At 71.4% G+C, this 21,470-nt stretch carries 34 protein-coding genes; 29 read left to right on the forward strand and 5 right to left on the reverse strand.

The features are described 5' to 3' along the window. Window positions 1–12 precede the first annotated feature (12 nt). From E4P38_RS21080 to E4P38_RS21155, 18 genes are all read left to right on the forward strand, one after another. Window positions 13–1,344, forward strand: coding sequence for a hypothetical protein (locus E4P38_RS21080; protein WP_135133954.1), 1,332 nt, complete (start codon window positions 13–15; stop codon window positions 1,342–1,344). Continuing rightward, window positions 1,341–2,711, forward strand: coding sequence for a head maturation protease, ClpP-related (locus E4P38_RS21085; RefSeq protein WP_135133955.1), 1,371 nt, complete (start codon window positions 1,341–1,343; stop codon window positions 2,709–2,711). Before E4P38_RS21080 ends, E4P38_RS21085 begins: the two co-directional genes overlap by 4 nt. Further along, entirely contained in the window at window positions 2,704–3,072 is a 369-nt protein-coding gene (locus tag E4P38_RS21090) for a capsid cement protein (RefSeq protein WP_135133956.1), read from the forward strand. The genes E4P38_RS21085 and E4P38_RS21090 overlap by 8 nt, the downstream gene beginning before the upstream one ends. A gap of 10 nt (window positions 3,073–3,082) precedes the next feature. Continuing rightward, window positions 3,083–3,991: a hypothetical protein gene (locus E4P38_RS21095; RefSeq protein WP_135133957.1), complete on the forward strand. Its 909-nt coding sequence runs from the start codon at window positions 3,083–3,085 to the stop codon at window positions 3,989–3,991. 3 nt (window positions 3,992–3,994) lie between these two features. Further along, window positions 3,995–4,483 (forward strand): hypothetical protein, encoded by a 489-nt coding sequence (locus tag E4P38_RS21100; RefSeq protein WP_135133958.1) that lies wholly within the window; start codon window positions 3,995–3,997, stop codon window positions 4,481–4,483. Window positions 4,484–4,556: 73 nt separating this feature from the next. Further along, the gene (locus tag E4P38_RS21105) at window positions 4,557–4,946 is read left to right on the forward strand and encodes a hypothetical protein (RefSeq protein ID WP_135133959.1); all 390 of its coding nucleotides are present in this window, start codon (window positions 4,557–4,559) and stop codon (window positions 4,944–4,946) included. Beyond that, entirely contained in the window at window positions 4,940–5,281 is a 342-nt protein-coding gene (locus E4P38_RS21110; RefSeq protein WP_167760658.1) for a head-tail adaptor protein, read from the forward strand. Before E4P38_RS21105 ends, E4P38_RS21110 begins: the two co-directional genes overlap by 7 nt. A 1-nt stretch (window position 5,282) precedes the next feature. Then, a complete protein-coding gene (locus E4P38_RS21115) occupies window positions 5,283–5,792 on the forward strand; it encodes a hypothetical protein (RefSeq protein ID WP_135133961.1) in 510 nt (169 codons plus the stop codon). Between the two features lie 6 nt (window positions 5,793–5,798). Further along, window positions 5,799–6,152 (forward strand): hypothetical protein, encoded by a 354-nt coding sequence (locus E4P38_RS21120; RefSeq protein WP_135133962.1) that lies wholly within the window; start codon window positions 5,799–5,801, stop codon window positions 6,150–6,152. A 49-nt stretch (window positions 6,153–6,201) separates the two neighbouring features. After that, a complete protein-coding gene (locus tag E4P38_RS23950; RefSeq protein ID WP_280791103.1) occupies window positions 6,202–6,327 on the forward strand; it encodes a hypothetical protein in 126 nt (41 codons plus the stop codon). Next, on the forward strand, window positions 6,324–6,734 hold the full coding sequence (locus tag E4P38_RS21125) for a DUF3168 domain-containing protein (RefSeq protein WP_135133963.1): 411 nt from the start codon (window positions 6,324–6,326) through the stop codon (window positions 6,732–6,734). The genes E4P38_RS23950 and E4P38_RS21125 overlap by 4 nt, the downstream gene beginning before the upstream one ends. Before the next feature lie 60 nt (window positions 6,735–6,794). Then, the gene (locus E4P38_RS21130; RefSeq protein WP_135133964.1) at window positions 6,795–7,205 is read left to right on the forward strand and encodes a phage tail tube protein; all 411 of its coding nucleotides are present in this window, start codon (window positions 6,795–6,797) and stop codon (window positions 7,203–7,205) included. After that, window positions 7,202–7,723: a hypothetical protein gene (locus E4P38_RS21135; RefSeq protein ID WP_135133965.1), complete on the forward strand. Its 522-nt coding sequence runs from the start codon at window positions 7,202–7,204 to the stop codon at window positions 7,721–7,723. The genes E4P38_RS21130 and E4P38_RS21135 overlap by 4 nt, the downstream gene beginning before the upstream one ends. 68 nt (window positions 7,724–7,791) lie before the next feature. Beyond that, complete coding sequence (locus tag E4P38_RS23080) at window positions 7,792–7,962, forward strand: hypothetical protein (protein ID WP_167760659.1); 171 nt, start codon at window positions 7,792–7,794, stop codon at window positions 7,960–7,962. Between the two features lie 16 nt (window positions 7,963–7,978). Further along, window positions 7,979–10,420, forward strand: a complete 2,442-nt coding sequence (locus E4P38_RS21140) for a tape measure protein (RefSeq protein WP_135133966.1) — start codon at window positions 7,979–7,981, stop codon at window positions 10,418–10,420. Beyond that, a complete protein-coding gene (locus E4P38_RS21145; protein WP_135133967.1) occupies window positions 10,420–11,289 on the forward strand; it encodes a phage tail domain-containing protein in 870 nt (289 codons plus the stop codon). Before E4P38_RS21140 ends, E4P38_RS21145 begins: the two co-directional genes overlap by 1 nt. Window positions 11,290–11,405: 116 nt before the next feature. Continuing rightward, window positions 11,406–12,452 (forward strand): hypothetical protein, encoded by a 1,047-nt coding sequence (locus E4P38_RS21150; RefSeq protein WP_135133968.1) that lies wholly within the window; start codon window positions 11,406–11,408, stop codon window positions 12,450–12,452. Window positions 12,453–12,465: 13 nt separating this feature from the next. Then, entirely contained in the window at window positions 12,466–13,215 is a 750-nt protein-coding gene (locus E4P38_RS21155) for a hypothetical protein (protein ID WP_135133969.1), read from the forward strand. On the opposite strand, the gene E4P38_RS21160 is transcribed toward E4P38_RS21155, so the two are convergent. Beyond that, window positions 13,212–13,649, reverse strand: a complete 438-nt coding sequence (locus E4P38_RS21160) for a hypothetical protein (RefSeq protein ID WP_135133970.1) — start codon at window positions 13,647–13,649, stop codon at window positions 13,212–13,214. The genes E4P38_RS21155 and E4P38_RS21160 overlap by 4 nt on opposite strands. Window positions 13,650–13,739: 90 nt before the next feature. Between E4P38_RS21160 and E4P38_RS21165 the strand changes: the two genes are divergently transcribed. The 11 genes from E4P38_RS21165 (at window position 13,740) to E4P38_RS21215 (ending at window position 19,323) form a co-directional block, all read left to right on the forward strand. After that, window positions 13,740–14,786, forward strand: coding sequence for a hypothetical protein (locus E4P38_RS21165; RefSeq protein WP_135133971.1), 1,047 nt, complete (start codon window positions 13,740–13,742; stop codon window positions 14,784–14,786). Continuing rightward, window positions 14,783–15,019: a hypothetical protein gene (locus tag E4P38_RS21170; protein ID WP_135133972.1), complete on the forward strand. Its 237-nt coding sequence runs from the start codon at window positions 14,783–14,785 to the stop codon at window positions 15,017–15,019. The genes E4P38_RS21165 and E4P38_RS21170 overlap by 4 nt, the downstream gene beginning before the upstream one ends. After that, on the forward strand, window positions 15,019–15,933 hold the full coding sequence (locus E4P38_RS21175; RefSeq protein ID WP_135133973.1) for a M15 family metallopeptidase: 915 nt from the start codon (window positions 15,019–15,021) through the stop codon (window positions 15,931–15,933). Before E4P38_RS21170 ends, E4P38_RS21175 begins: the two co-directional genes overlap by 1 nt. A 3-nt stretch (window positions 15,934–15,936) precedes the next feature. Further along, window positions 15,937–16,392 (forward strand): hypothetical protein, encoded by a 456-nt coding sequence (locus tag E4P38_RS21180; RefSeq protein ID WP_135133974.1) that lies wholly within the window; start codon window positions 15,937–15,939, stop codon window positions 16,390–16,392. Then, complete coding sequence (locus E4P38_RS21185; RefSeq protein WP_135133975.1) at window positions 16,389–16,847, forward strand: hypothetical protein; 459 nt, start codon at window positions 16,389–16,391, stop codon at window positions 16,845–16,847. The genes E4P38_RS21180 and E4P38_RS21185 overlap by 4 nt, the downstream gene beginning before the upstream one ends. Then, window positions 16,844–17,062, forward strand: coding sequence for a hypothetical protein (locus E4P38_RS21190; protein ID WP_135133976.1), 219 nt, complete (start codon window positions 16,844–16,846; stop codon window positions 17,060–17,062). Before E4P38_RS21185 ends, E4P38_RS21190 begins: the two co-directional genes overlap by 4 nt. Next, entirely contained in the window at window positions 17,062–17,583 is a 522-nt protein-coding gene (locus E4P38_RS21195) for a DUF1353 domain-containing protein (RefSeq protein ID WP_135133977.1), read from the forward strand. The genes E4P38_RS21190 and E4P38_RS21195 overlap by 1 nt, the downstream gene beginning before the upstream one ends. A 203-nt stretch (window positions 17,584–17,786) precedes the next feature. Further along, window positions 17,787–18,008, forward strand: a complete 222-nt coding sequence (locus tag E4P38_RS21200; protein WP_167760660.1) for a helix-turn-helix domain-containing protein — start codon at window positions 17,787–17,789, stop codon at window positions 18,006–18,008. A gap of 89 nt (window positions 18,009–18,097) precedes the next feature. Then, entirely contained in the window at window positions 18,098–18,349 is a 252-nt protein-coding gene (locus E4P38_RS21205) for a hypothetical protein (RefSeq protein ID WP_135133979.1), read from the forward strand. Window positions 18,350–18,452: 103 nt separating this feature from the next. Beyond that, on the forward strand, window positions 18,453–18,695 hold the full coding sequence (locus E4P38_RS21210; RefSeq protein ID WP_135133980.1) for a hypothetical protein: 243 nt from the start codon (window positions 18,453–18,455) through the stop codon (window positions 18,693–18,695). A gap of 10 nt (window positions 18,696–18,705) precedes the next feature. Next, window positions 18,706–19,323, forward strand: coding sequence for a hypothetical protein (locus E4P38_RS21215; RefSeq protein WP_135133981.1), 618 nt, complete (start codon window positions 18,706–18,708; stop codon window positions 19,321–19,323). A 15-nt stretch (window positions 19,324–19,338) separates the two neighbouring features. On the opposite strand, the gene E4P38_RS21220 is transcribed toward E4P38_RS21215, so the two are convergent. From E4P38_RS21220 to E4P38_RS21235, 4 genes are all read right to left on the reverse strand, one after another. Beyond that, window positions 19,339–19,728: a hypothetical protein gene (locus tag E4P38_RS21220; protein ID WP_135133982.1), complete on the reverse strand. Its 390-nt coding sequence runs from the start codon at window positions 19,726–19,728 to the stop codon at window positions 19,339–19,341. A 33-nt stretch (window positions 19,729–19,761) separates the two neighbouring features. Then, the gene (locus E4P38_RS21225) at window positions 19,762–20,658 is read right to left on the reverse strand and encodes a tyrosine-type recombinase/integrase (RefSeq protein ID WP_167760661.1); all 897 of its coding nucleotides are present in this window, start codon (window positions 20,656–20,658) and stop codon (window positions 19,762–19,764) included. 115 nt (window positions 20,659–20,773) lie between these two features. Continuing rightward, complete coding sequence (locus E4P38_RS21230; RefSeq protein WP_135133984.1) at window positions 20,774–20,989, reverse strand: hypothetical protein; 216 nt, start codon at window positions 20,987–20,989, stop codon at window positions 20,774–20,776. Then, window positions 20,986–21,315 carry a hypothetical protein gene (locus E4P38_RS21235; RefSeq protein ID WP_135133985.1) on the reverse strand — a complete coding sequence of 110 codons (330 nt, stop codon included), beginning with the start codon at window positions 21,313–21,315 and terminating at the stop codon, window positions 20,986–20,988. Before E4P38_RS21235 ends, E4P38_RS21230 begins: the two co-directional genes overlap by 4 nt. Window positions 21,316–21,470 lie beyond the last annotated feature (155 nt).

Raw genomic sequence — 21,470 nt, forward strand, 5'->3', positions numbered from 1 at the left:
GAGGAGGTGCGGGTGACCTCCCCCCAGCGAATCCGGACCGTCGCGGGCCAGCGCCGGCACACGACGACCGCACCGACCGCCGAGACCACTCCCGGGTCTCCGGCCACCGCACTCCCACTGCGGGAGATCGGCAACGCCGGCGTCGGGACGTTCTGGCAGGACCTCGCCGACGAGCAGGTCCCCGAGCTGCAGTGGCCGCTGTCGATCGGCGTCTACGACCGGATGCTGAAGGACGCCCAGGTGCTCAGCGTCTACCAGGCGATCACCGGACCGGTCATGGCCGCCTCCTGGCGCCTGGATCCCAACGGGGCACGCGACGAGGTCGTCCAGCTGGTCGCCGACGACGTCAACCTGCCTATCAAGGGCACGGACGCCCAGCCTGACCGACCCCGGACCCGGGACCGGTTCTCCTGGGCGCAGCACCTCGAGTGGGCGTTGCTGAAGGTGGCCTACGGGCACATGCCCTTCGAGCAGGTCGCACGCATCGACGAGAACGGCATGGCGCGGCTGAGGAAGCTGGCACCCCGGTGGCCGAAGACGCTCACCGCCATCAACACCGCCCCCGACGGGGGGCTGGTTTCCATCGAGCAGCAACCGCTGATGGGCGCTCTCAGCGGCGTCGGCGTTCCGCCGATCCCGGTCAGCCGGCTGGTCATGTACTCCCACCGGCGCCAGGCCGACTGGCGCGGACAGTCGATGTTCCGGGCGATGTACAAGCACTGGCTGCTCAAGGACGGGGCGCTGCGCGGCTGGTCGCAGATGCTCGACCGCAACGGCATGGGCATCCCCTTCTACGAGGGAGCGCCCGGGGAGGCCGACCTCTCCGCCGGCCGCAAGATGGCCAGCGACCTGCGCGCGGGCAACCGTGCCGGCGGGGCCTTCCCCAACAAGGGCGCCATGCGCCTGGTCGGGGTCACCGGCACCCTGCCCGACCACGACAAGTTCGTCCGCTACCAGGACGAGCTGATCGCCAAGGCCGGCCTCGCTCACCTCCTCAACCTCGGCCAGGCCGCCGGGACCGGATCCTGGGCGCTGGGAACCACCTTCTTCGACGTTCTGATCATGTCGCTGGACCGGCTGGCCGGATCCGTCGCCGACGTCGGCACCCAGCACGTCGTCGAGGACATCGTCGACTGGAACTGGGGCCCCGAAGAGCGTGCCCCCCGGATCGTCGTCGACACCGTCGGCAAGACCGGCGCCGCGCTCGCCTCGGCACTGAAGGTGCTCATCGACGCCGGCGCGATCCGCAACGACCCAGCGCTCGAGGCCTACGTGCGCGAGCGGCTCGACCTGCCGGCCGCGGCACCGCGCCAGCCGTTCAACTCTGAGCAGGAGGACGCGTGACCCGTATCGCCCACTGGCCCCTAGCCGACATCCGTCCAGCTCGTCCAGGCCCCCGCCCGGCCGCCGATCTGCAGCGGCCCGGCTCGGAGTGGTTCCACATCGAGCGGCCTCGCAACGAGGTCGTCGGCGAGCAGCCGCCCGGCGAAGACGCGGACACCCGGTCGACCGCGGACGTCTACGTCTACGACCGGATCGGCGGCTGGGGTGGCGTCACGGCCGAGGACTTCGTCCGCGACGTCGCCGGCCTCGACGTCGACCACATCAACCTGCATCTCAACTCCCCCGGTGGCGACGCGTTCGAGGGTGTGGCGATCGCCAACGTGCTGCGCGCGCACCGCGCCGACGTCACGGTGTGGGTCGACGGCATCGCGGCCAGCGCCTGCAGCGTCATCGCGATGGCCGGCGACGAGGTGATCATGGGCGTCGGCAGCGCCATGATGATCCACGACGCGTCCGCGTACGCCTGGGGCGACGCCGACACCATGCGCAAAGCCGCGGCGATGCTGGACGGCACCAGCAACGCGATCGCCGGTACCTACGCCGCGAAGGCCGGCGGCACTGCCGCCGAGTGGCGCGCCGTCATGGTCGCGGAGGCCTGGTACACGGGCGAGGAAGCGGTCACCGCCGGGCTCGCGGACCGGGTCGCCACCGACGACGACAAGGGCACCGCCAGCGGCGAGCAGATCGTCCCCGGCAGCTCGAGCTTCGACTACTGGGACCTCTGGGACTCCCTCAGCGACGCCGAGCGGCACACCGACACCCTCCGCGAGCTCTACGCGCACGCCAGCCGCGCCGAGGCGCCGGCACCCCCCATGCCAGGCCGCGGGCCTGGCTCACCGTCCCCCGCCGCGTCCGCTGGCGGGTCCAACCCAGAGGAAGGGGCTCTCATGCCCGACCTGCCCGAGGGGCTCCGCCAGCGGCTCGGCATCGCCGACGACGCTGACGAGGCCACTGCCCTGGCTGCCATCGACGCGCTCGAGAAGCGCGCCGAGAAGCCGGCCGAGCTGCCCGAGAACATCGTCACCGTCGACAAGGAGGCGCTGGCGAGCCTGCAGGCCGACGCCGCCGCCGGCCGTGAGGCCCGCGAGCAGCAGATGGCCGACCGCCGGGAACGGCTCGTCACCGACGCGGTCACCACCGGCCGGATCAGCGCCTCGAAGAAGAGCCGCGAGGACTGGCTGCGCGCGCTGGCCACCGACCCGAACGCCGAGGCCAACCTGGCCGCCCTCGCCCCTGGCCTGATCCCGGTCAACGGCGAGATCGGCCACGCCGGCGGCGGCCCCGACGCCGCCACCGACGAGTCCGACGACGCGCTCGACCAGCTGGCCGCCCAGGCCGGCCTCCAGAAGGGAGCCCTTCATGCCTGACTACCTGCCGAAGTTCAAGCCGGGTGAGGCGTACACGCTGCCGACCCTGGCGGCCGGCGCGATCATCGGCGGCCAGCTGGTCACCGCGGCCGCGGCGGTGGCGGCCGCGGACTCCATCACCTGGATCGGTGTGGCGTCGAAGGACACCGCCGCCGGTCAGCCGCTCGGCGTCTACTCCGACGGCGTCCAGCGGCTCGTCGCTGCCGGCGCGCTCGCCGTGGGCGCGCTGGTCAAGTGCGCCGCCGCCGGCCAGATCACCACCTGGGTCCCCGGCACCGACCCCTACGAGCGGTACGTCGGCATCACCCTCGAGGCCGCCGCCGGCGCCTCGTCCGTCGTCGCCGTCCGCATGAGCCGCTGAGGAGCCCCCGATGACATACCCCCCTGCAGGGCCCACGATCAACGGCCAGGTCATCACCGTCCACCGGCTGATGAACAACCCGATCCTGATCTACCGCCTGCTCCGCACCCTGGTGCAGCAGCGGCTGATCGGCGACAAGCTGCTGTCCGGCCGCGTCGACCTGACCGGCTCCGGGTCAGCCGTCTTCGAGATCGCTGAGTCGATCTTCTCCGATCTCCCGGCCGAGCGGGTCGCCGCACTGATGGAGTACCCGCTCACCACGAGCACCCCCGGCACCGTGGCGGTGGCCACCACCGACAAGTGGGGCCTGGCGGACGAGATCTCCGACGAGCTCGTCGCCCGCAGTCGCATGGACCTGGTGATGCGCAAGCTGATCAAGCTGGCGAACCGCATCGCGTTCCAGTTCGACCAGCTCGCGCTGTCGGCCATCGGGTCGGCGGTCACCCAGACGCAGACCGCGGGCGCAGCCTGGAACGTGGCCGGCGCCGACCCGCTGCTGGACATCCTGCTGGCCGGCGCGCAGCCGGACGGTCTCAACCAGGGCTACTCGGTCAACGTGCTGGCCGCCAGGCCGGTCCCGTGGGCCCGCCTCCTCGCTGCCACCAAGGTGATCGAGCGCGCGCCGCGCGAGGGCGAGAACGGCATCCTTCTCACCGGCAACATGGTGCGCATCGCGGGCCTGGAGATCTGGAAGACGACGAACATGCCGGTCGGCGTCGACGTGCTGGCGGCCGACTCCACTCAGCTGGGTTCGATCGCCTACGAGAACATCGGCGGCGGCTACGACGGCACGCCGGGCGACGTCGAGTCCAAGACCATCCGGGACGACAAGCGGGACGGCTGGCGCATCCAGGCCCGCAAGATCGCCGTCCCGATGGTTCAGGAGCCCGGCGCGGCCGTGAAGATCACGGGGGTCTGACCCATGTACCTGGGCGTCGCTCCCCTGACCATGGTCCGCACCCGCGAGGGGAAGTCCGAGTACGTCTACGCCGGTCAGCCGGCGCCCGCGGGCATCCTGCCCGAGGACGCCATCCGGCTGGCCGACGAGGGCTACCTCCTCGAGGTGGAGGACGTCGTCGTCCCGGACGTGGTCGTCGTCCCCGACGACCCGGCCACCGGAAGCGCCGGCGAGGGCGTCACCCTCGAGCGGCCGAAGAACCTGGCGACCAAGCCGATCTGGCTGGCCTACCGGGTCCGCCAGAACCTCATCACCGAGGACCTGGCCGAGGAGGTCACGGCTGCTCAGCTGAAGGACGACGAGTACATGGCCTCCTTCCTCGGGCAGCGGGCGGAGGCCGACGCCGCAGCTCTGGCGCAGGCGGAGGCCGAGGCGCGGGCCCAGGCAGAGGCCACCGTCGACGCCGCGGCGTCGACGCTGTCGCCGACGTCGACGCCGGACAGCACCTCCTGACCGTCGGTGGTCGGGGCGGCCAGCCGGTCGCTCCGACCACCATCACGGTCCCGCGCGAGCAAGGAGGCCTTCCATGCCCGACCCCGTGATCGCCCCGGCCGACCTGGCGAACTGGCTGCAGTACCCGGTGAAGGAAGCCTCCGCCGTCCTCGCCGAGCAGGTTGCGGTCGGTTGGCTCAAGGACGCCATGGGCGTGCTCGAGCTTCCGGCCGCCCCCAAGGGCACCCCGCTGTACTCGTGGGCGCTCGAGCTCAGCGGCATCGCGTACGAGAACCCGCTGTCGCTGGCTGCGGGATCGCTCGGGGACGAGGCGTCGACCTACGACCGCGGCCGGCGGGACCGGATCCTGACCTCTGCCGCCTCCGCATCTGCCGGGCGCGGCGTCGGCGGACCTCTCGGATGCTTCCCACCGCCGGTCGAATACCCCGACCCTGCCTACCGCGACCTCCGCCCGCGATGGTGAGGGGCGACGCAGCTCAGCGGCGCTTCCGCTCCCGCGCCGTCCTCAGCCGCAAGGCCCGTGTCTCGGACGGGCAGGGCGGCTGGACCGATCAGTACTCGCCGACGGCCACCGACGTCGCGTGCCGCCGGCGCCCTGTCGGCGACCGGGATGCGGAGATCGCCGAGCAGCTGCAGGCGATCGTCGCCCATGTCGTCTACTTCGCCCCCGACCAGGACGTCCGCCGCGGCGACCAGGTGGCCGTCGACGGCTACCTGCTGCTGGTCGAGGCCGTCACCCACCCCTCGGCGCCGGGCTACCTGTCCGCCGCCTGCTCGGAGATCCAGAAAGGAACCTGACATGGTCAAGAGCACCGCACCGGCCACGACCGACGGCACCGCGGCCGAGGAGACCCCTGAGTCCGCCCAGCCCGAGGCCGAGGAGGTCCCGGTCAGCACGGAGTCCGCGGTCGAGGAGACCGAGGAGGTCTCGGCCAGCCCCGAGACCCCGGCCGAGGAGGCCTCGACCGACGAGGTCCTCGCCGAAGACGCCGCGGACAGCCCCGAGCCGCCGGCCGGCGACACCCCGACCGAGACCAGCGCCAGCATCTCCTCCGCCGCGGCGGAGGACGAGGCAGCCGCGGCCGCGGCCGCCGATCCGCCCTCCCGCGGGCACGTGCGCCGCGACGGCGGCAAGGAGCACCTGTCGCTGCCGGCGACCGCCACGGAGAACGTGACCGTCACGGACATGACCACCTACGAGGAGGTCCCGGCCAGCGGCTACGACGTCGTCGACGGCCGTGTCGTGCGCCGCGGCGGTGTGTGGGCCGCCGGCGCCGACCGCTGGCTCGTCGAGTACGACCGGGGCTGAGACGTCATGGCCCGCGTCCGGTCGACCTGGCGCACCGGCGAGGTCATGGCCGCCATCGAGGCCCGGGTCCGTCGAAACGCCGACGACGTCGGGGAGATGCTCGCCGGCCGCATCCGCTCCCGGGCCCCCCGCTCGAGCGGCGGCGGGAATCTGCCCGGCGGTGGCCATGCGGCGGACACCGCCACCCGCAAGGTGACCTCCTTGCCCGACATCGTCCGGCTGACCGTCGGCTTCCCCCCGGAGGCCTGGTACATGGGACTGATCGAGGACGGCACCAGCCGCATCGCAGCCCAGCCGTCGGTGCGCCCGGCCGTGCTGGAGTCGAAGGCGGACATCGTGCGCGGCATGGCGGTGGGCTGACGTGGCCGGTGCACCCATCGTCGGAAGCAGCCGACGCTCTGGCGTCACGATGTACACGGTCACCTGGTGGGAGAACGGCCGGCGGCTCCAGGACGAGTTCGCGACGCGTGATGCGGCGCGCCGCTCGGCCGCGGCGATCGCCGCCCGTCAGCGGGCCGAGAAGAAGCAGCGGTGAGCCTGTCCACTGCCCTGCACGCCCGCATGGTCGCCGACGGGCAGCTCGGCGAGCTGCTGGCCATCTACGCGGGTCAGCCGGCGGTGTTCACGGTCGACCCGCCCCCGGACGATGCCGAGCTGCCGTACGTGATCACCCCGGGCGAGCTGGCGACCAACCCGTTCGACACCAAGGACCTGCGCGGCCGCGAGCTGTATCAGGACATCCGCTGCTACACCGCGCGCACCGGGTCGTCCAAGGCGGTCGGTGACATCGCTGACCGGGTGCGCGTCCTCTTCCACCGGCGGCCGATCGTCGTCGACGGCCAGCCATCGCTGCTCACCTCGGTCACCGGGCCGCGCAACGCCGGTGGCGACGACTCCTACGGACGGCTGCTGACCGTCCGGGTTGTGCTCGACCCAGCCTGAGCTGACCGGCCCGACCCTGGGCCAACCGCCTTCTATCGTCACTCCCCGAAAGGACGACCCATGACCGGCATGAACGGCACCGACTTCCTCGTCAAGGTCAACACCGGCACACCCACCGTGCCGGTGTGGACCACCGTCGCCGCGCAGCGTGACGCGTCGCTGTCGGAGTCCAGCGACACCATCGACTTCTCCTCCAAGGACGGCCGGGAGTGGGAGGGGCGCGCCGGCCGCTACGAGTCGGAGGTGTCCCTCGACGGGCTGATCCCCGTCGCCGCGGAGGCCGGCTTCGATGCGCTGAAGCTCGCGAACCGCAACGGAACCCTCGTGATGCTGCAGACGTCCCGCGCGGGGGTGGCCCACGAGGAGGCCACGGCCATCGTCACCCAGATGGACCAGGAGTACCCGGACCAGGGTGAGTCGACGTTCAGCGGCACCTTCAAGGTCACCGGCGGCTGGACGGCCGCGGCGTGACCCCTCCGAAGGTGAAGAAGGCCAACGCTTCGGCGGGCCAGCGCCCGCCGACACAGGACCACCAGGCCAAGCGGGATCCGCACGCCGCGCAGCGTCTCAGGATCGGCGGCAGGAGCCGGGTGCTGCGCTTCGACGGCAACGCGATGATCGAGGCCTGCGCGCTGACCGGCCTGGAGGACATTGAGGCCGTCATGGAGGCGGCGTCACGGCTCAACCCGCGGGTGATCCGTGCGGTGGTGTGGGCCGGGCTGCTGCACGAGGGCGACCCGTTGGAACTCGAGGAGGTGGGTGCACTCCTGGGCGACGGCAAGTCCGGCTCGGCGTCGTGGAAGGACGCCATGATGGCTGGCATCGCGGCGATCAGCAGCGCCCTCGGCGTGGACAGCGCCGAGCTCGCCGACGCAGTCGTTCGTGCGCAGGCCGGCGAGGACCCTACGAAGCGCGGCGCTGGAACTGGGACGACGCCCTCCACGCCGCGCTCCGAGCCGGGATCGGCCACGCCGAGTTCTGGCGCCTGACCCCGCACGAGGTCAACCAGCGGCTCCTGGCCCACCGCGACATCACGGAGGCCGCGCAGCGCATCTCGGTGCACCAGGCGTGGCTGACCGCGTCCCTGCACAAGGCCCGGAAGGTCCCGCCGCTGTCCCGGCTGCTCCCGGTCCGGGCCCGCCGGATCACCCAGGTCGACCGCGATTGGGCCGCACAGATCCGGGCCAGCGAAGGCGCGCCGGAGATCCCCGAGCGCCTGAGGTCCTAGTAAGGGGGGTGTGGGCGTGGAGGAGAACCTCGGCAGAACCACGATCGACGTCGACGTCCTCCTCGCGCCCGCCCGCAAGCAGCTCGACGAGCTCCGGTCCATGACCGAGAAGTCGGCCGGGGACGCTGGCGACGCCGGCGGCCGCTCCCTCGGCGCGCGTCTCGCCTCCGGTCTCGGCGGCGCGCTGGCCTCGATCGGCAAGACCCTCGCCGTCGGAGTCGCCGCGGGCGCGGTCGCCCTGGGAGGCCTGGGCGTCGCGGGCGCGAAGGCCGGGCTGCAGACCGCGGCCAGCATGGAGCAGGCCAATATCGCCTTCACGACGATGCTCGGCTCCGGGGAAAAAGCCGACGCCTTCCTGCAGGACCTGGCCGCCTTCGCGGCCAAGACGCCGTTCGAGTTCCCCGAGCTGCAGACCGCCGCCTCCTCCCTGGTGTCCGCGGGCATCAGCGCCGACAAGGTCATCCCGATCATGACGTCGCTGGGCAATGCGACGTCGGGGATGGGCACCGGCGCTGAGGGCGTGAAGAGGGCCACCGTCGCCCTGCAGCAGATGTCCGCGGCCGGCCGGATCACCGGAGAGGACCTCAACCAGCTCCGCGACGCCGGCGTGCCCGTGTTCGACCTGCTGGCCGCCGCCACCGGAAAGAGCGTGGAGCAGGTCGCCGAGCTCGCCCAGCAGGGCAAGCTCGGCCGCGAGGAGCTCGACCAGCTGATGGGCGCCTTGGAGTCGGGCGCGGGCCTTGAGCGGTTCACCGGCCTGATGGACGCCCAGTCCCAGTCGCTGAACGGCATGTTCTCGACGCTCAAGGACACGGTCAACATGGGCCTCGCCAAGGCCATCGAACCCTTGATCCCGATGATCAAGAACGGTCTGGGTGGGGCGACATCCTGGGTCGCCGACATGATGCCGCGGCTGGCCAGCGGCATCGCGACAGTGGCCAGCTGGGGCCAGGTCGCCTACGGCATCCTGTTCCAAGGCGACTACAAGGGCGGGCTCGTGGCGGGGCTGTCGGAGGACAGCCGAGCCGTCGACGTGCTGTTCCGGATCCGGGAGGCCGCCCTCGCCGTGTTCGAGGCGGTGCGCTCGGGTGACTTCAGTGACCTGGGCGGCGAGTTCGGGTCTGCCGCCTCCGCAGGCGGTGGCGTGCTGTCGATGCTGAAGTCCGTGGGCGGGGTGCTGCCCGACGTCGCCACACTGGTCAGCGCGGCTGGCGACGTCGTCGGCTTTCTGGCTGACAACGCCGACCAGCTGTCCTGGGTGCTGCCCGTGCTGGCCGCCGGGTTCCTGCTCTGGAAGGCCGGCCAGACCGCCGCCAACATCGCTGCACTGGCGTCCCTGCCGATCCAGGCTGCGCAAGTCGCGTCGAACTTCGCCCTCGCCTCTGCCCAGCGTGCGCTCGCATTCCAGATGGGCGTCCTCACCGGAGTGCAGCGCACCACCATGCTGGGTTCGATCGCGGCGGCCGCCTCGACTGCGGCGGCCTGGGTAGCCGCGCAGGTGCGCACGGTCGCATCGCTGGTGGCGATGGCAGCGGGGTTCGTTGCCAGGGGCGCGGTCATGGTCGCATCCGCAGCGGCCACTGCAGCCGGGGTCGTGGCCAGCTGGGTGATGATGGGTGTCAGGGCGCTGGTGTCCGGCGCTCAGATGGCCGCCGCTTGGGTGGTGGCTATGGGTCCGGTCGGCTGGGTGATCGCCGCGGTCGTCGCCCTGGTCGCGCTGATCGTCGCCAACTGGGACACCGTTGTCGCCTGGACGAAGAAGGCCTGGGAGTGGATCGTCGGCGCCGTCAAGGCCGGGGCCGAATGGATCTGGAACCTGTTCCTCAACTGGACCCTCGTCGGCCTGATCATCAAGCACTGGGACGCCATCAAGAGCGCCTTCTCCAACGGGGTCAACTCGGCGGTGTCGTTCGTGAAGGAGCTGCCGGGCAAGGTCCTCGGCGCGCTCGGCGACCTCGGCTCCCTGCTGTGGAACGCCGGCAAGAACATGATCCAGGGCCTCCTCGACGGCGCCGGGTCGCTGCTGCGCAACATCGGCCGCTTCTTCCTGGACCTCGTGCCGGGCTGGATCCGCGGCCCGTTCGAGGCGGCCCTGGGCATCTCCTCGCCCAGCAAGGTGTTCGCCGGCTACGGCGGCAACATCGGCCAGGGCCTGGTCAAGGGCATGCTCGGTCAGACGAGCCTGGTGAAGCGGGCGACGATGTCGCTGGCCGCGGCCGCGGTCGCGGTCCCTCTCATGCTGGCGACCCCCGGTGTCGCTGCCGGCGACATCGGTGCCACGGGCGCTTTCGCCACGGCTGGGCGGGCAGCTGCGGCGGCCGCTGCCGCGGGCTCCTCCCAGGGCGCGGCCGGCGGCGACGGCCCCGTCCTCCAGGTGCACGCCTACGAGGGGCAGTCCGTGCGGTCCTTGGCCACCGAGGTCGTGAACCTGGGCACCTGGGCGACGAAGGAGCGGTGATGGCCACCCCTCTGGTCGGCGAGGTCGTGTACGAGCTGCCCGGCTGGACCGGGAACGCCGTCGACGAGGCCGGCGTGCTGTGGAAGGTGAACAAGGAGACGGGCTGGTCGGCCGGGCTGAACCCGCGGTCACGGCGATCGCCTCGCCCCTCGGGGCATGGGACGACCCGCTCCCGCCCCTACGGGGAGGAGCGGCTGATCACGCTCACCGGCGTGGCCGAGGCGCCCACGCCGGTCGCCCGGGAGGAGGCGAAGGACCGCTTCACCGCGCTGCTGTCCGGACCCGACCTCGAGCAGCTCGTCGTCCACGAACGGCACATGTCCCGGCAGGCCGCGGTCGAGCTGAACTCCGACCCCCGGGTCACCGACCTGACGCCGGTGGTCTTCGAGTGGCAGCTGACCCTGGCCGCACCCGATCCACGCCGGTACGCCCTGGAGCCGGTGTCGCCGTCCCCGACCCCGCTGCAGCAGCCCGGCGGGGGCGTCGCTCCCCCGTGGACACCGCCCCTCTTCCTGCCGGCGCGGGCGGCCGGCGGGGCCCAGACGGTCACCAACCCGGGAACCGCGCCGGCCCCTGTGCTGATCATGCTCAAGGGACCCCAGGTCCGGCCCGGCGTGCTGAACGCCACCACCAACCAGGTGCTCCGGTACGGCCTCACGCTCGACGACGACGACGAGCTCGTCATCGACACCGACCGCGGGGTTGCGATCCTGAACGGCACCGCCTACAGGGGTCCGGAGCCCGGGTCGACCGTGACGCAACTGTTCGAGCTGCCGCCGGGGATCAGTAGCGACCTGCAGGCGGTCGGCGAGGCCACCGGCAGCGGCACCCCCACCATGGGCGTCCTCTTCTTCCCCGCTTGGTGGTGACCGCGGCAGTGAGCGACTCGACGTTCCGATACCTGGTGACCGACCTGCGAACGGGCACCCAGCTCTGCCAGGCCTTGCCCCTACAGGTCACCTCGGTGCCCGACTCCATTCTGTCGGTGCCCCGCCTGACTGGCGTCGTCGACCTGGCCGACCCCATGTTCTCCCGGGGCATCGAGGACGGCGGGGTCGACGCCGAGTTCGTGACCACACCGCGGCGGACGGTGATCTGGCCGATGCGCGACAACCGCCCGGTGGGCTGCTTCCTCGTGTGGGCGCGCCCCGGCTACCGCGCCGGTAACCCGGTGATGACGGTGCAGGCCGACCGCATCGACTCCCTGCTGGCGGCCCGCACCGTGCGGGCCACGCTGCAGTTCTCCCAGGTCGACCAGCTCGGCATCGCCCGCGACCTGATCCGCTACGCCCTGGGCCGGCCACTGCTCCACGCCCTGGAGCAGCCGCTGTCGAAGGGGCCGGCCGCCGACGTGCCGTGGCTGCGGCTGGACCCGGCCGTGTCCGGAGTGCTGCGGGACCGCCTCGAGCTCGACGGCTACCAAGCGTTGTCGCGCAAGAAGATCAGCGAGCTGCTCGCCGAGCTCGCCGCGGTGCAGGGCGGCTTCGAGCAACGCCTCGACTACGCGATCGACCCGGTGACCAACGCCCCGTTCGCCACCTGGAGGTTCGGCTACCCGACCCTGGGCGTGTCCGCGGCCGACACGCAGCTGGTCTTCGAACATCCCGGGGTCGTCGAGGACCTCGTCCTCGACGAGGACGCCTACACCTCCGCCAACCTCGTCGACGTGCTCGGCGCCGGCGAAGGCGAGTCGAAGATCATCGCCACCGCGCTGGACACCCGGGAGACCGACACCGGCGGGCCGCTGCTCGAGTACACGCACACCGGCGACGAGACCCAGCTGGAGAACGCGTTCGCGAAGGCGTCCGCTCAGCTGGCCGACAGGCTCGGGGTGAACGAGGGCTGGACACTGCGAGTCCGCGCGGACGCCGAACCCGCGTTCGGCTCCTACGTGCTCGGCGACCACATCGTCGCCCGCGTGAGCGACACCCGCTGGCCGCTCCGCGAGGTGCTGCTCCGTGTCATCGGCTGGGACATCCATCCCAGCACCAGCAGCGTCGACACCGTCGACCTGGTCGTCACCAACCCCTGAAGGGAGGCCACGCGTGCTGCCACCGCCCAGCGAGGACAACCGCATCGCGGACCTGCAGCGACGCATCGAGAACCTGGAGACGTCTCTTCGGGCCGCCTTCACCACGATCAGCGGCGGCAAGGGCCTCGTGGTCACCGCCGGCAGCAAGATGCGGGTCGAGCACCCGAACGGCTCGACGATGGTCCACTCCGGGTTGTACGACTACAACCACGGCTTCGACCTGCCCGACGGCTCCTACCAGCCGATGCACCTGCTGTACCGGGCCGATGGGACGCTCGCCCTGGCGATGTACGACCCCCTGCCTGGGTCGGGCGGGTTCCAGCAGTTCCTTGCGATGTTCGACCGCGCAGGAAACGTGACGATCTCCGACGACACCGACTCCGGACAGGGCCTGGCTCGGCCCTGGCTGGCCGGCGGCTTCGCGCGCGCCAGGTACGTCGACATGTCCGTGTCCACCACGTCACCGGCGTGGGAAACGCTGTGGGACGCGAGTCTGGACAAGCAGCAGCCCAAGCTCATCGTGGGCTACCGGGCCACCATGGACACGGCTGGCACGTCCGGAGAGACGCAGGTGCTCGTCAACGATGTGCCCCTCGGCCCCGTAACTGCTGAGGGCTTCACCATCGCGACCCGCTTCGTCGGTCCCGGCCCTGTGGCGGGTGTCCACACAAGCACTCTGAACGTGAAGGTCCAGGGACGGCGCACCAGCGCGGGTGGTGGGCTGCGTGTTGAGCCGCTGGGCTGGTGGGGCCGGCAGTCCTAACCGGCCGGGGCGACGTACCCCGTCTCGCCGGGCAGCTTCTCCGAGGGGGGCAGACCCGGGTTGGGCGCCCATGGCGGCTCGCCGGGGTTCTGCGGCGGTAGCCACCCCTCCGGCAGAGAACCGTCGGGGTTCACCTGAGGCGCCGGGACGGTCTCCTGCGCGGGTACCGGCGCAGGAGCCGGTGCCGGAGCCGGTGCCGGGGCAGTCGCGTCGTCGGGCGTCGTCGTCACGTCCTCGACGGTAGCGGCCGGAGCCTCCACCTGGGGGCTGTCCTCGACGTCGCCCGCGGGCGCGACTGGCGCCTCCTCGGCCGGGCGCTCGGTCGACGTCGTCGCCACGGCGGCCGTCGCTGCGCCCGCGCCGCCTAGGACCAGCACAGCACTGGCTATGGCGATCCCGGTGTGCGCACGCACGACCTGACTGATCCGGCTCATCTCGGTGACTCCTCCGCGCGGTGGATCACTAACGGTACGTGACCGAACCGCAACTTGGAAGCGCCGAAGGCGCGTGTCGGAGGGAGCCCCATGGCCTCAGAGATGGCCACCCGGTCCCCGTCGTTCGTCGACGGGAAGAGCCAGAATGCTCAGGAGCTGCGGCTGCACGTCCTCTCCAGCGGCGGGGGGGCGACGCCGCTCGCCTCGCGGGGCGGCGTCCGGCCGTCCGGAGGCAACCCCGGGCTGGTGGCGGCGCTGGCGACCCCGGTGATGAAGGTGCGCGTCAACGCTGGAATCGCCGACATCCCGTCCACCTCGGTGTCCGGCGGCTTCTACCGGGTCAGCTGGGACCAGGTCGACCTCGACATCGACGCGTCCTCCGCGCAGGCCCGTACCGACCTGGTCATCGTCGAGGTCATCGACACCGGCACGGCGGCCGCGACCGGCAAGGTACGGATCCTGAAGGGAACGCCCGGCGCTGGCCGGCCGACCAACGCGCTGGCCAACGCGCACTGGATGTCCATCGCTGCCACCGCGGTGCGCGTCGCTGCTGAGAGCAGCGGCAACATCCGGGCACAGGACGTGACGCCGGAGCTCAAATACGCCGTCGCCCCCGGCGCCCCCGTCCCCGTCAGCTCCAAGGCCGAGCGGGACGCACTCGACAAGTACCTCGGCCTATCGGTGAAACGCCTCGACCTCGGCGGCCTAGTCCAGCGGTGGACCGGCACAGTGTGGGCTGAGGGCTCCGACGTCCCCGTCTTCGCGTCCAACGCCGCCCGCGACACCTACTACACCGGCAACCTGCACGCCGGTGCTAAGGCGCTCGTCGGCGACAACGAGCAGTACTACAGCGGCTCGAAGTGGAAGTACGAGACCACCGGCCGCGTCCTCTACACCGTCGGTGCGCCCACCACCGACGCAGGCGGCGCCTACACGTTCCCCCACGGGCTCGGCGTCACCCCGTCGTCCATCCAGGTGACAACCACGCAGCAGGCGTCGGACCTGCTGCAGCGCATCGGCGTGGTGAAAGTCCTCAATTACGACGCGGCGAACATCGTCGTCGGCCTCATCCGCACCGACACCTCCGCCTACCTGACGAACAGCCTTCTGTCTCTCGATTGGACGGCCACGGCATGACCGACGCTCGAGCAGAGTTCCCCGCCAACGCCTACGAGGCCATCCCGACCGACGAGGTCGACGGTCGCATCGTCACCGGCATCAACGACCCCGACCGTCCCGCCGACTCGCTCGGCCCGCCGATCGGACCGGGCACGGTGACGATCACCTACGACGACGGCGACCCGGACGCGCTGGACCGCATGTCCGAGGTCACCGTCCGCCGGCTCACCTCGAAGCTGGGCGGCGGCTGATGGTCAGCTCGCAGAACGGCTTCTCGGCCAACGACCGCAGCCAGGTCGAGACGTACCTGATTGGCGGCAAGACGAAGGTCGCTCTGCGGAAGGGCGCCCCGGGCTGGCTGTTGCAGCACCTCGGCAACTGGTTCGACGCGAACATCCGCGACATCGACCCCGGCATCCTCGACGACTGGGGCTACGCCGAGCGGCCGATCCGTGGCGGCACGGAGCTGTCCAACCACGCCTCCGGCACCGCGCTCGACGTCGACGCCACGAAGTGGCCGCTCGGTGTCGAACCGACGAAGTACCTGACGAAGGATGAGATCGCGAAGCTCAAGGACCACCTGACGCTGTATGAGGGCGCGATCCGCTGGGGCGGCGACTACACCGGCCGCAAGGACCCCATGCACTTCGAGATCAACCGCGACGAGGCGTTCTGCGCCCGAATCCAGGCCAAGTTGCTGGCCGCCCCCGGTTACACCCCACCGTCCGAGGAGGACCCCTTCATGGCACTCAGCCAGCAGCAGCAGGAGACGCTCACCCAGGACGCCGCCCTGGCCCGCTACGCCATCGTCGCCCTGGTCAAGCCGGTCACGGACACCCTGCTGACCATCATCCAGGACGAGGACGCGCAGACCGACCTGCTCATGTGGGCGGTCACCGATCCTGCGGAGGGCCTGCGGAACCAGGTCGCCCGCGTGCAAGCCACCCTCGATGCCGGCGCAGCCGTGGTCGGCGGAGCCAGCGTCGGCGAGCTGGCAGGGATCGTCGAGCAGTCGCTGGCGAAGACGAACGCACCGCTCGTCGAAAAGCTGGCCGGGCTCGCCGACTCCAACCGCGCCAAGGCAGAAGCCGTGTCCAAGCTCGCCGCAGCCGTGTCGGAGGCGAGCGACAAGCTCGGCACCGCCGCCGGCGACCCGCCCGTCTGACCCATGCGTTCCATCCGGCTGCGCCGCGGCACCTGGCAGCCCGGCCAAGCGTTCGGGGTGCTCCTCATCGTGCAGATCGGTGCCCTGCTGGTCTGCCTCATCCGCGGCCTGGACTACCTCCGCCCCGACGACGACGCGTCGTCGCTGCTCTCACGCGTCCAGGACTCCGCCCCCCTCACGGCCTGGGGTGCGCTGTTCATCGCAGCGGCCATCACCGGCGCCATCGGGTTCATCGGCCGCTGGGGGCCCGTCATCGCCATCGGGCACCTGATGGCGGCGCTGAGCTACGCCTCCGTCGCCTTCGGACTGTTCCTCGTCACCGGCATCGGCCCGGGCGTCCGCACCCCCGTGGGCCTCGCCTGGGCCGCTCTCGTCCACGGCTCCCTCGGCGTCAGCATCTTCGCCGTCCTCCGCCGCCGGGAGCTCATCGAGACCAAGACGCCGCCCGAGCGCGCATGAGCGACGCCGACCTGTGGCCGCTCATCGCCGAGCGGATGGACAACCCGATCGTCTTCGGGCTCGTCGTCGCCATGGCCTTCTACCTGTTCCTGTCCAAGCGACTCGCCGAACTCAAGGGCGGCTTCGCCTGGGTGGGTGCCCTCGCCCGCTGGTGGACCCGCCGGCAGGAGCGGCGAATCGAGCGCGACCAGGCGCTGTGGCGCGCACGGTACGGCGCCGAGCTCGAGCGGGACGCCGCCGAGCTGGAGCAGCTGCGGGACGACGTCGAATGGCTGCGCCGCGAGCTGTCCGACATGCGCCGCCGCGAGCAGCTGCGGGACAACCAAGCCCGCAAGCACACCACCTGGGACAACGAGTGGGTGCCGAAGGCGCAGAGAGCCGGGCTGGACATCCCGGAGCCGCCGCCGCTGTACCTCGACCTGGCGCCCCTGTTCGTCCCGGAGGAGGCCCCGTGATCGCGCTGCTGACGACGGCCCGGAAGGCCACACTGTCCGCCCTCGCGGCCTTCCTGAGCCCACCCACGGCGCTGCTGCTGTCCGATCAGCCGATCACGTGGCGGGTGATGCTGGCCAGCCTCCTCGTGGGCGCCCTGGCCGGGCTCGGCGTCTACGAGACGGGCAACACCGAGGAGTACGAGCCACGGCACGCTGTCGTTCAGGACGCCGACTGATGCCGTTCGCCGCCGGCCCTGTCCTGCGCTACGTCGGAGCTGGGCAGTACGCCACCGTCGGCCCCACCGACTACGTCGGGGACTCCGACGTCATCCACGTGCCGGCGGACTTCCCGACCGACCTGGCCTCGGTGCCGCGGGTGTTCTGGGCGCTGATCCCGCCGCAGGGCGCATACGAGGCCGCCGCGGTCCTCCACGACTGGCTGTGCGTAGAGCTCGCCAAGGCGCACCAGGCGGCGCGCCGAGGGGCGATCGACGGTCTCACCCCGCCGGTGAACGCCCGGGACACCGACGGTCTGTTCCGCCGCGTCATGCGGGAGGCGGGGGTGCCGTTCCTCATCCGCTGGGTGATGTGGGTCGGTGTCCGCTGGGGTGCCCTGGCGAACCCGGCCCGCCGCGCCGGCTGGTGGCGGGATGCGCCTCTCGTCGTCTCACTGTCCGTCGCCGGCCTCGCCGCGACCCTGGCCACCGCCTGGGCAGTGCACGAAGGCGTCGACGCCGTCCTCCAGCTGCTGACCTAGCAGCCGACGCACCCTGCGTCCGGTGTGGACGAGCGGAAGCTGTCGCACCCCAGGCATAGCTTGCCGGTGCGGTTGCGGAGCACGAGGCCTGGTCAGCCCACGAGACGCCCCCCACCAGCCTCCGGGCTGGCGGGGGGCGTCTTCGTCGTTCCGGGGCAGGTGTACAGATCTGAACGCTGGACAGCCACGGCTACGCTCCTCCCGTGTCCGAGAAGTTGGCCGCTGCGCTCGCCGTTGAGATCAAGCGACTGTGCGAGGAGCGAGGCTGGTCCGGACGGGAGCTCGCCCGGCGCACGGGGCTCGTGCCCTCGGTGATGGCCTACAAGCTCGGCGGGGAGAGGCCGTTCGACGTCGACGACGTGGCAGCCGTCGCGGCCGCCTTCGAGATGACGGCATCAGAGCTGGTCGGTCTCGCCGAACGCTGACACCGGAGTGTCTGAGTTCTAGGTCACGGTCCGGTCACGATGTCCGATAAGTAGGACAGATGTGGGGTGGTCTGTCCGATAAATAGGACATGACCGCGACCGCTACCTGTACCCCTTCGATCACCGCCGAGCAGCTCGCCGCACTCGTCCTCGGCCGATCTACGGCCTGCGTCGTCCAGGACGCCACCGGCACCATCCATTCCGTCGACTACCTCGACCGCGTCGCCGCCGACGACCCCAACGTCGTCGTCCTGATCACCCGCGGCGAGGCCGTCGCCTTGCTCTCCGAGCAGGCCGAGTCGGCCACCGCCGCCATGCGCGCCGCCGGGATCATCCTGTGAACCGCCCGCCGTCCCTCATCGAGCGCGCCTCCGATCGCGTCATCGGCGCCCTGGCGCTCTTTGTCGCCGTGGGCGGCGCGACGCTCGCCGAGCTCCTGCTGCCATGACGACCGCGGACGTCGATCTGTACGTGCGGGTGGGCAGCCGTTTCGTCCGCTACGCCGCGGCGCCGGCGGCCCGGCCGGTGCCCCCGATCCCGACCCCGGTGCCGGTCACGGACGCCGCGGCCGCGGTCGACCCCGAGCGCTTGCCCCGGGTCCCCGTCCATGCGCCTCGATGCCCGCACGGGCACTTCGCGCGGTGGGCCACCCGCAACTGCCACCGCTGCCTCTCCACCCCTCGATAGGAATCCCACCGTGCCCGCTGAGACCCTCCGCCCCCTGCCGTCCCTTGAGCTGGTCGACCAGCTCGAGGTGGCCACCCGCGACGACCTCTCGTCCGCGATCGACAACCTCGGTCGACTGCGCGACCTCGATGCCCACCTGCTCCGCGGCTTCGACACGTGGCACACCTACGTCGTGCACCGATTCGGCGACCTGCTTGCCAGGCTCAACCTGCCCCGGCAGGAGAAGGTGGCGCTGGCCGCCTCCATGAGCGCGCCCACGGCCGAGCGCCCCACGGGCATGCCGGTACGCGCGATCGCCGAGACCCTCGGCGTCTCCGTCGGCACCGCGCAGAACTACCGGCGCGAGGCCGGCCGGGTCATCGCCTTCCGTCCGCGCGCGGACGCCAAGCTGCCGGCACCCGCCGGGTACGTGTACGAGCAGGCCGCGGAGTGGATCCGGCGCGCCGACGACGGGTTGACCCTCGTCGAGCTCGCGGGGCGGGCCGGCTGGACCGAAGGCAAAGCTTCCGGCGCGCTCACCTACCTCTACGACCGCAACCTCGTTGCGCGCACGGAGGACCGCCGGGCGGGGCAGCGGCCGCACTTCCTGACCGAGGCCGGCGCCGTCCTCGCCGCCTCGGGCAGCTGACCGCCCAGCGAGCGGTCATCTGGCGGTGCAGGTCGCCGTGGCGTACTGCCCGGTCGACGTCTGCTCCGCGACGACCTCCCCGCCGACCTCGATGCGGCAGGTGATCGTCGTTCCGTCCGGGCCGCTCGCGTCCAGCACCGGGTCCATAGAGCCGGTCAGCACGAAGGCGTTCCCGGACAGCAGGCTCTCCTCCACCTGCACAGTCTTCGTCCACGGCGGGGCGACGCCGAGCTCCTGTTGCTGCCCGATGCCGTTGCTGTCCGCGGTCGCGTAGGTGGCCGAGACCATGGGCGCGTCGGACTCCAGCGTGTAGACGACCGACTCGTCGCCTCCTCCTCCTCCTCCGCCGGCGCTGCAGGCCGTGAGAGTCGCGGCGATAAGGACCAGGAGCAGGGGAGCGCGCATGGTGCGAGACCGTACCGGACCGGATCCGGAAGATCAGGCGACGATCCGTAGCTGCCGGACGACGTCGACGACGTCGGGGATGGCAGCCTGACCAGCGACGCGGGGGAGACCCAGGATCGCCGCCCGTGCCTCCGCGTCGTCGACGAAGGTGTAGAGGGCCGTCGTCGACGGCGAGTCGTGGCGCAGCAGCTCCTGTGCGATCCGCAGGTTCCCGCCGGCCGCGCGCAGGACCTCCGTCCCGTACCAGTGCCGTAGCTGGTGGGCAGTCGCGCGAACCTCGGCTCGGTCCATCAGCTTGCTGATCACCGTGCACACGCTCTTCGCCGTCAGCGGTTGGCCGGCCAGCGTGTACGACGGGAACCAATAGCCGTAGCGCGGGAAGTCCAGCGCGATGGCCGCGACGTCGGGATGCAGGGGGAGCCGGGCCGGCTTCGAGCCCTTCCCGAGGACGTGGAGGAACTGGCCCTCGATGTCCTCGCCGCGGAACTTTGCGATCTCATGCACCCGCAGCCCCTGATAGGCGCCCAGGAGCACCATGGCCAGCGTGCGACGCCGGTTGGCGGTCGCGAGCACCCGCTCAAGCTGGCTGGTCGTGACCGGCCGCGGGTACCTCTTGACGGCCTTCGGCTTGTGCAGCCGGTCGAGCGGGTTGTCGCTGCGGTAGCTCATGGCCTGCAGCCAGGAGAACCACGCGTCGAGGTCGGCGTAGTTAACCTGCCGGGTGCCGGGGGAGACTCGCTGCCCGGAGGCGAGTTCACGGCTGAGGAAGGTGGCCAGCGACTTCCACTCTGCGGTGCATGCGTCGACGTCGGCGTACCGGCCGAAGAAGCGCACCAAGCTGAGCCGGTTGTCCACTGTGCGCTCGCTCATGCCCGCGGCGCGCATCCACAGCGTCCATTCATCGAGCAGCTCCGCCGTCAGGTCCCCCATCCGCTGGCCATGCGCATCAGCAAGACCGAGCAATCTCGGAACGGCACGGTCAGGTGACATCGGAGGGATGGTCACAGCCATCCGGGTGAAGGCGGGACGTCGACGGCACGCAGAGTCATGATCGACCGTCCCCGCCCGTCTTCGCGTCGGGGTGAGCTCGCCCCGGGCCGGCCTTGGCGTCGTGCGCGGTGTTCCACTCCTTGAGGCGAGCGAACACACCTTCGCGGGCGTCGTCCTCGGGGGTGCCGTAGCCGTAGCCGGCGGCCGACCACTCGGCGGTCGTTCGATCCAGGTCGCGCATGATCTCGTCTAGCTCATCGCCGGCGCTCACGCGGTCCACGCCGCACGTGGTGGACGACCGGCCCGGGCTCGCAGTGTGGCGCGATGGTTGGCACGGGCGATGAGGCGCTCAGCGGCGCTCAGGCCGTGGCGCGCGGCCTCGACGTGCGCACCGCACCAGTCGGCCATCTCCCGGTTCCCGCGCTCGACGTGCCCCCTCTCGAGCTCGGTCCAGGTGGTGACCTCGCCCCGAAGCTCGGAGAGCAGTTCGGCGACCAGGTCGACGTCGAGCGGCGCGGCAGGGTGCACCGGCCACGGAGCGAGCGGGTGCAGACCGGTCTTGGGGTCGGGCTCAGTGTGCCGCCACTGCTGGCTCATCACGCAGCCGTCTGGAGGGACGCCCGAGCGGCGGCCGTTGCGGGCCGCGGATCGACGATGGTCCCCGGCGGAAGGCGGCGGGGGAGCAGCGGTCGCACAGAGTCACCGTGTGCCCGAAAGGGTGCCGAACTAGCGAACTTGTAATCCGCGGGTTG

The organism is Blastococcus sp. CT_GayMR16 (assembly GCF_004570875.1).
In the GTDB taxonomy this organism is placed as follows: domain Bacteria; phylum Actinomycetota; class Actinomycetes; order Mycobacteriales; family Geodermatophilaceae; genus Blastococcus_B.

Excerpts from the sequence above, each read along its gene's own strand:
- E4P38_RS21090 (WP_135133956.1), top strand. The coding sequence starts at position 2,704 with ATGCCTGACTACCTGCCGAAGTTCAAGCCGGGTGAGGCGTACACGCTG.
- E4P38_RS21095 (WP_135133957.1), top strand. The coding sequence starts at position 3,083 with ATGACATACCCCCCTGCAGGGCCCACGATCAACGGCCAGGTCATCACC.
- E4P38_RS21100 (WP_135133958.1), top strand. The coding sequence starts at position 3,995 with ATGTACCTGGGCGTCGCTCCCCTGACCATGGTCCGCACCCGCGAGGGG.
- E4P38_RS21105 (WP_135133959.1), top strand. The coding sequence starts at position 4,557 with ATGCCCGACCCCGTGATCGCCCCGGCCGACCTGGCGAACTGGCTGCAG.
- E4P38_RS21110 (WP_167760658.1), top strand. The coding sequence starts at position 4,940 with ATGGTGAGGGGCGACGCAGCTCAGCGGCGCTTCCGCTCCCGCGCCGTC.
- E4P38_RS21115 (WP_135133961.1), top strand. The coding sequence starts at position 5,283 with ATGGTCAAGAGCACCGCACCGGCCACGACCGACGGCACCGCGGCCGAG.
- E4P38_RS21120 (WP_135133962.1), top strand. The coding sequence starts at position 5,799 with ATGGCCCGCGTCCGGTCGACCTGGCGCACCGGCGAGGTCATGGCCGCC.
- E4P38_RS23950 (WP_280791103.1), top strand. The coding sequence starts at position 6,202 with ATGTACACGGTCACCTGGTGGGAGAACGGCCGGCGGCTCCAGGACGAG.
- E4P38_RS21130 (WP_135133964.1), top strand. The coding sequence starts at position 6,795 with ATGACCGGCATGAACGGCACCGACTTCCTCGTCAAGGTCAACACCGGC.
- E4P38_RS21145 (WP_135133967.1), top strand. The coding sequence starts at position 10,420 with ATGGCCACCCCTCTGGTCGGCGAGGTCGTGTACGAGCTGCCCGGCTGG.
- E4P38_RS21160 (WP_135133970.1), bottom strand. The coding sequence starts at position 13,649 with ATGAGCCGGATCAGTCAGGTCGTGCGTGCGCACACCGGGATCGCCATA.
- E4P38_RS21165 (WP_135133971.1), top strand. The coding sequence starts at position 13,740 with ATGGCCTCAGAGATGGCCACCCGGTCCCCGTCGTTCGTCGACGGGAAG.
- E4P38_RS21170 (WP_135133972.1), top strand. The coding sequence starts at position 14,783 with ATGACCGACGCTCGAGCAGAGTTCCCCGCCAACGCCTACGAGGCCATC.
- E4P38_RS21175 (WP_135133973.1), top strand. The coding sequence starts at position 15,019 with ATGGTCAGCTCGCAGAACGGCTTCTCGGCCAACGACCGCAGCCAGGTC.
- E4P38_RS21180 (WP_135133974.1), top strand. The coding sequence starts at position 15,937 with ATGCGTTCCATCCGGCTGCGCCGCGGCACCTGGCAGCCCGGCCAAGCG.
- E4P38_RS21185 (WP_135133975.1), top strand. The coding sequence starts at position 16,389 with ATGAGCGACGCCGACCTGTGGCCGCTCATCGCCGAGCGGATGGACAAC.
- E4P38_RS21195 (WP_135133977.1), top strand. The coding sequence starts at position 17,062 with ATGCCGTTCGCCGCCGGCCCTGTCCTGCGCTACGTCGGAGCTGGGCAG.
- E4P38_RS21205 (WP_135133979.1), top strand. The coding sequence starts at position 18,098 with ATGACCGCGACCGCTACCTGTACCCCTTCGATCACCGCCGAGCAGCTC.
- E4P38_RS21210 (WP_135133980.1), top strand. The coding sequence starts at position 18,453 with ATGACGACCGCGGACGTCGATCTGTACGTGCGGGTGGGCAGCCGTTTC.
- E4P38_RS21220 (WP_135133982.1), bottom strand. The coding sequence starts at position 19,728 with ATGCGCGCTCCCCTGCTCCTGGTCCTTATCGCCGCGACTCTCACGGCC.
- E4P38_RS21225 (WP_167760661.1), bottom strand. The coding sequence starts at position 20,658 with ATGGGGGACCTGACGGCGGAGCTGCTCGATGAATGGACGCTGTGGATG.
- E4P38_RS21235 (WP_135133985.1), bottom strand. The coding sequence starts at position 21,315 with ATGAGCCAGCAGTGGCGGCACACTGAGCCCGACCCCAAGACCGGTCTG.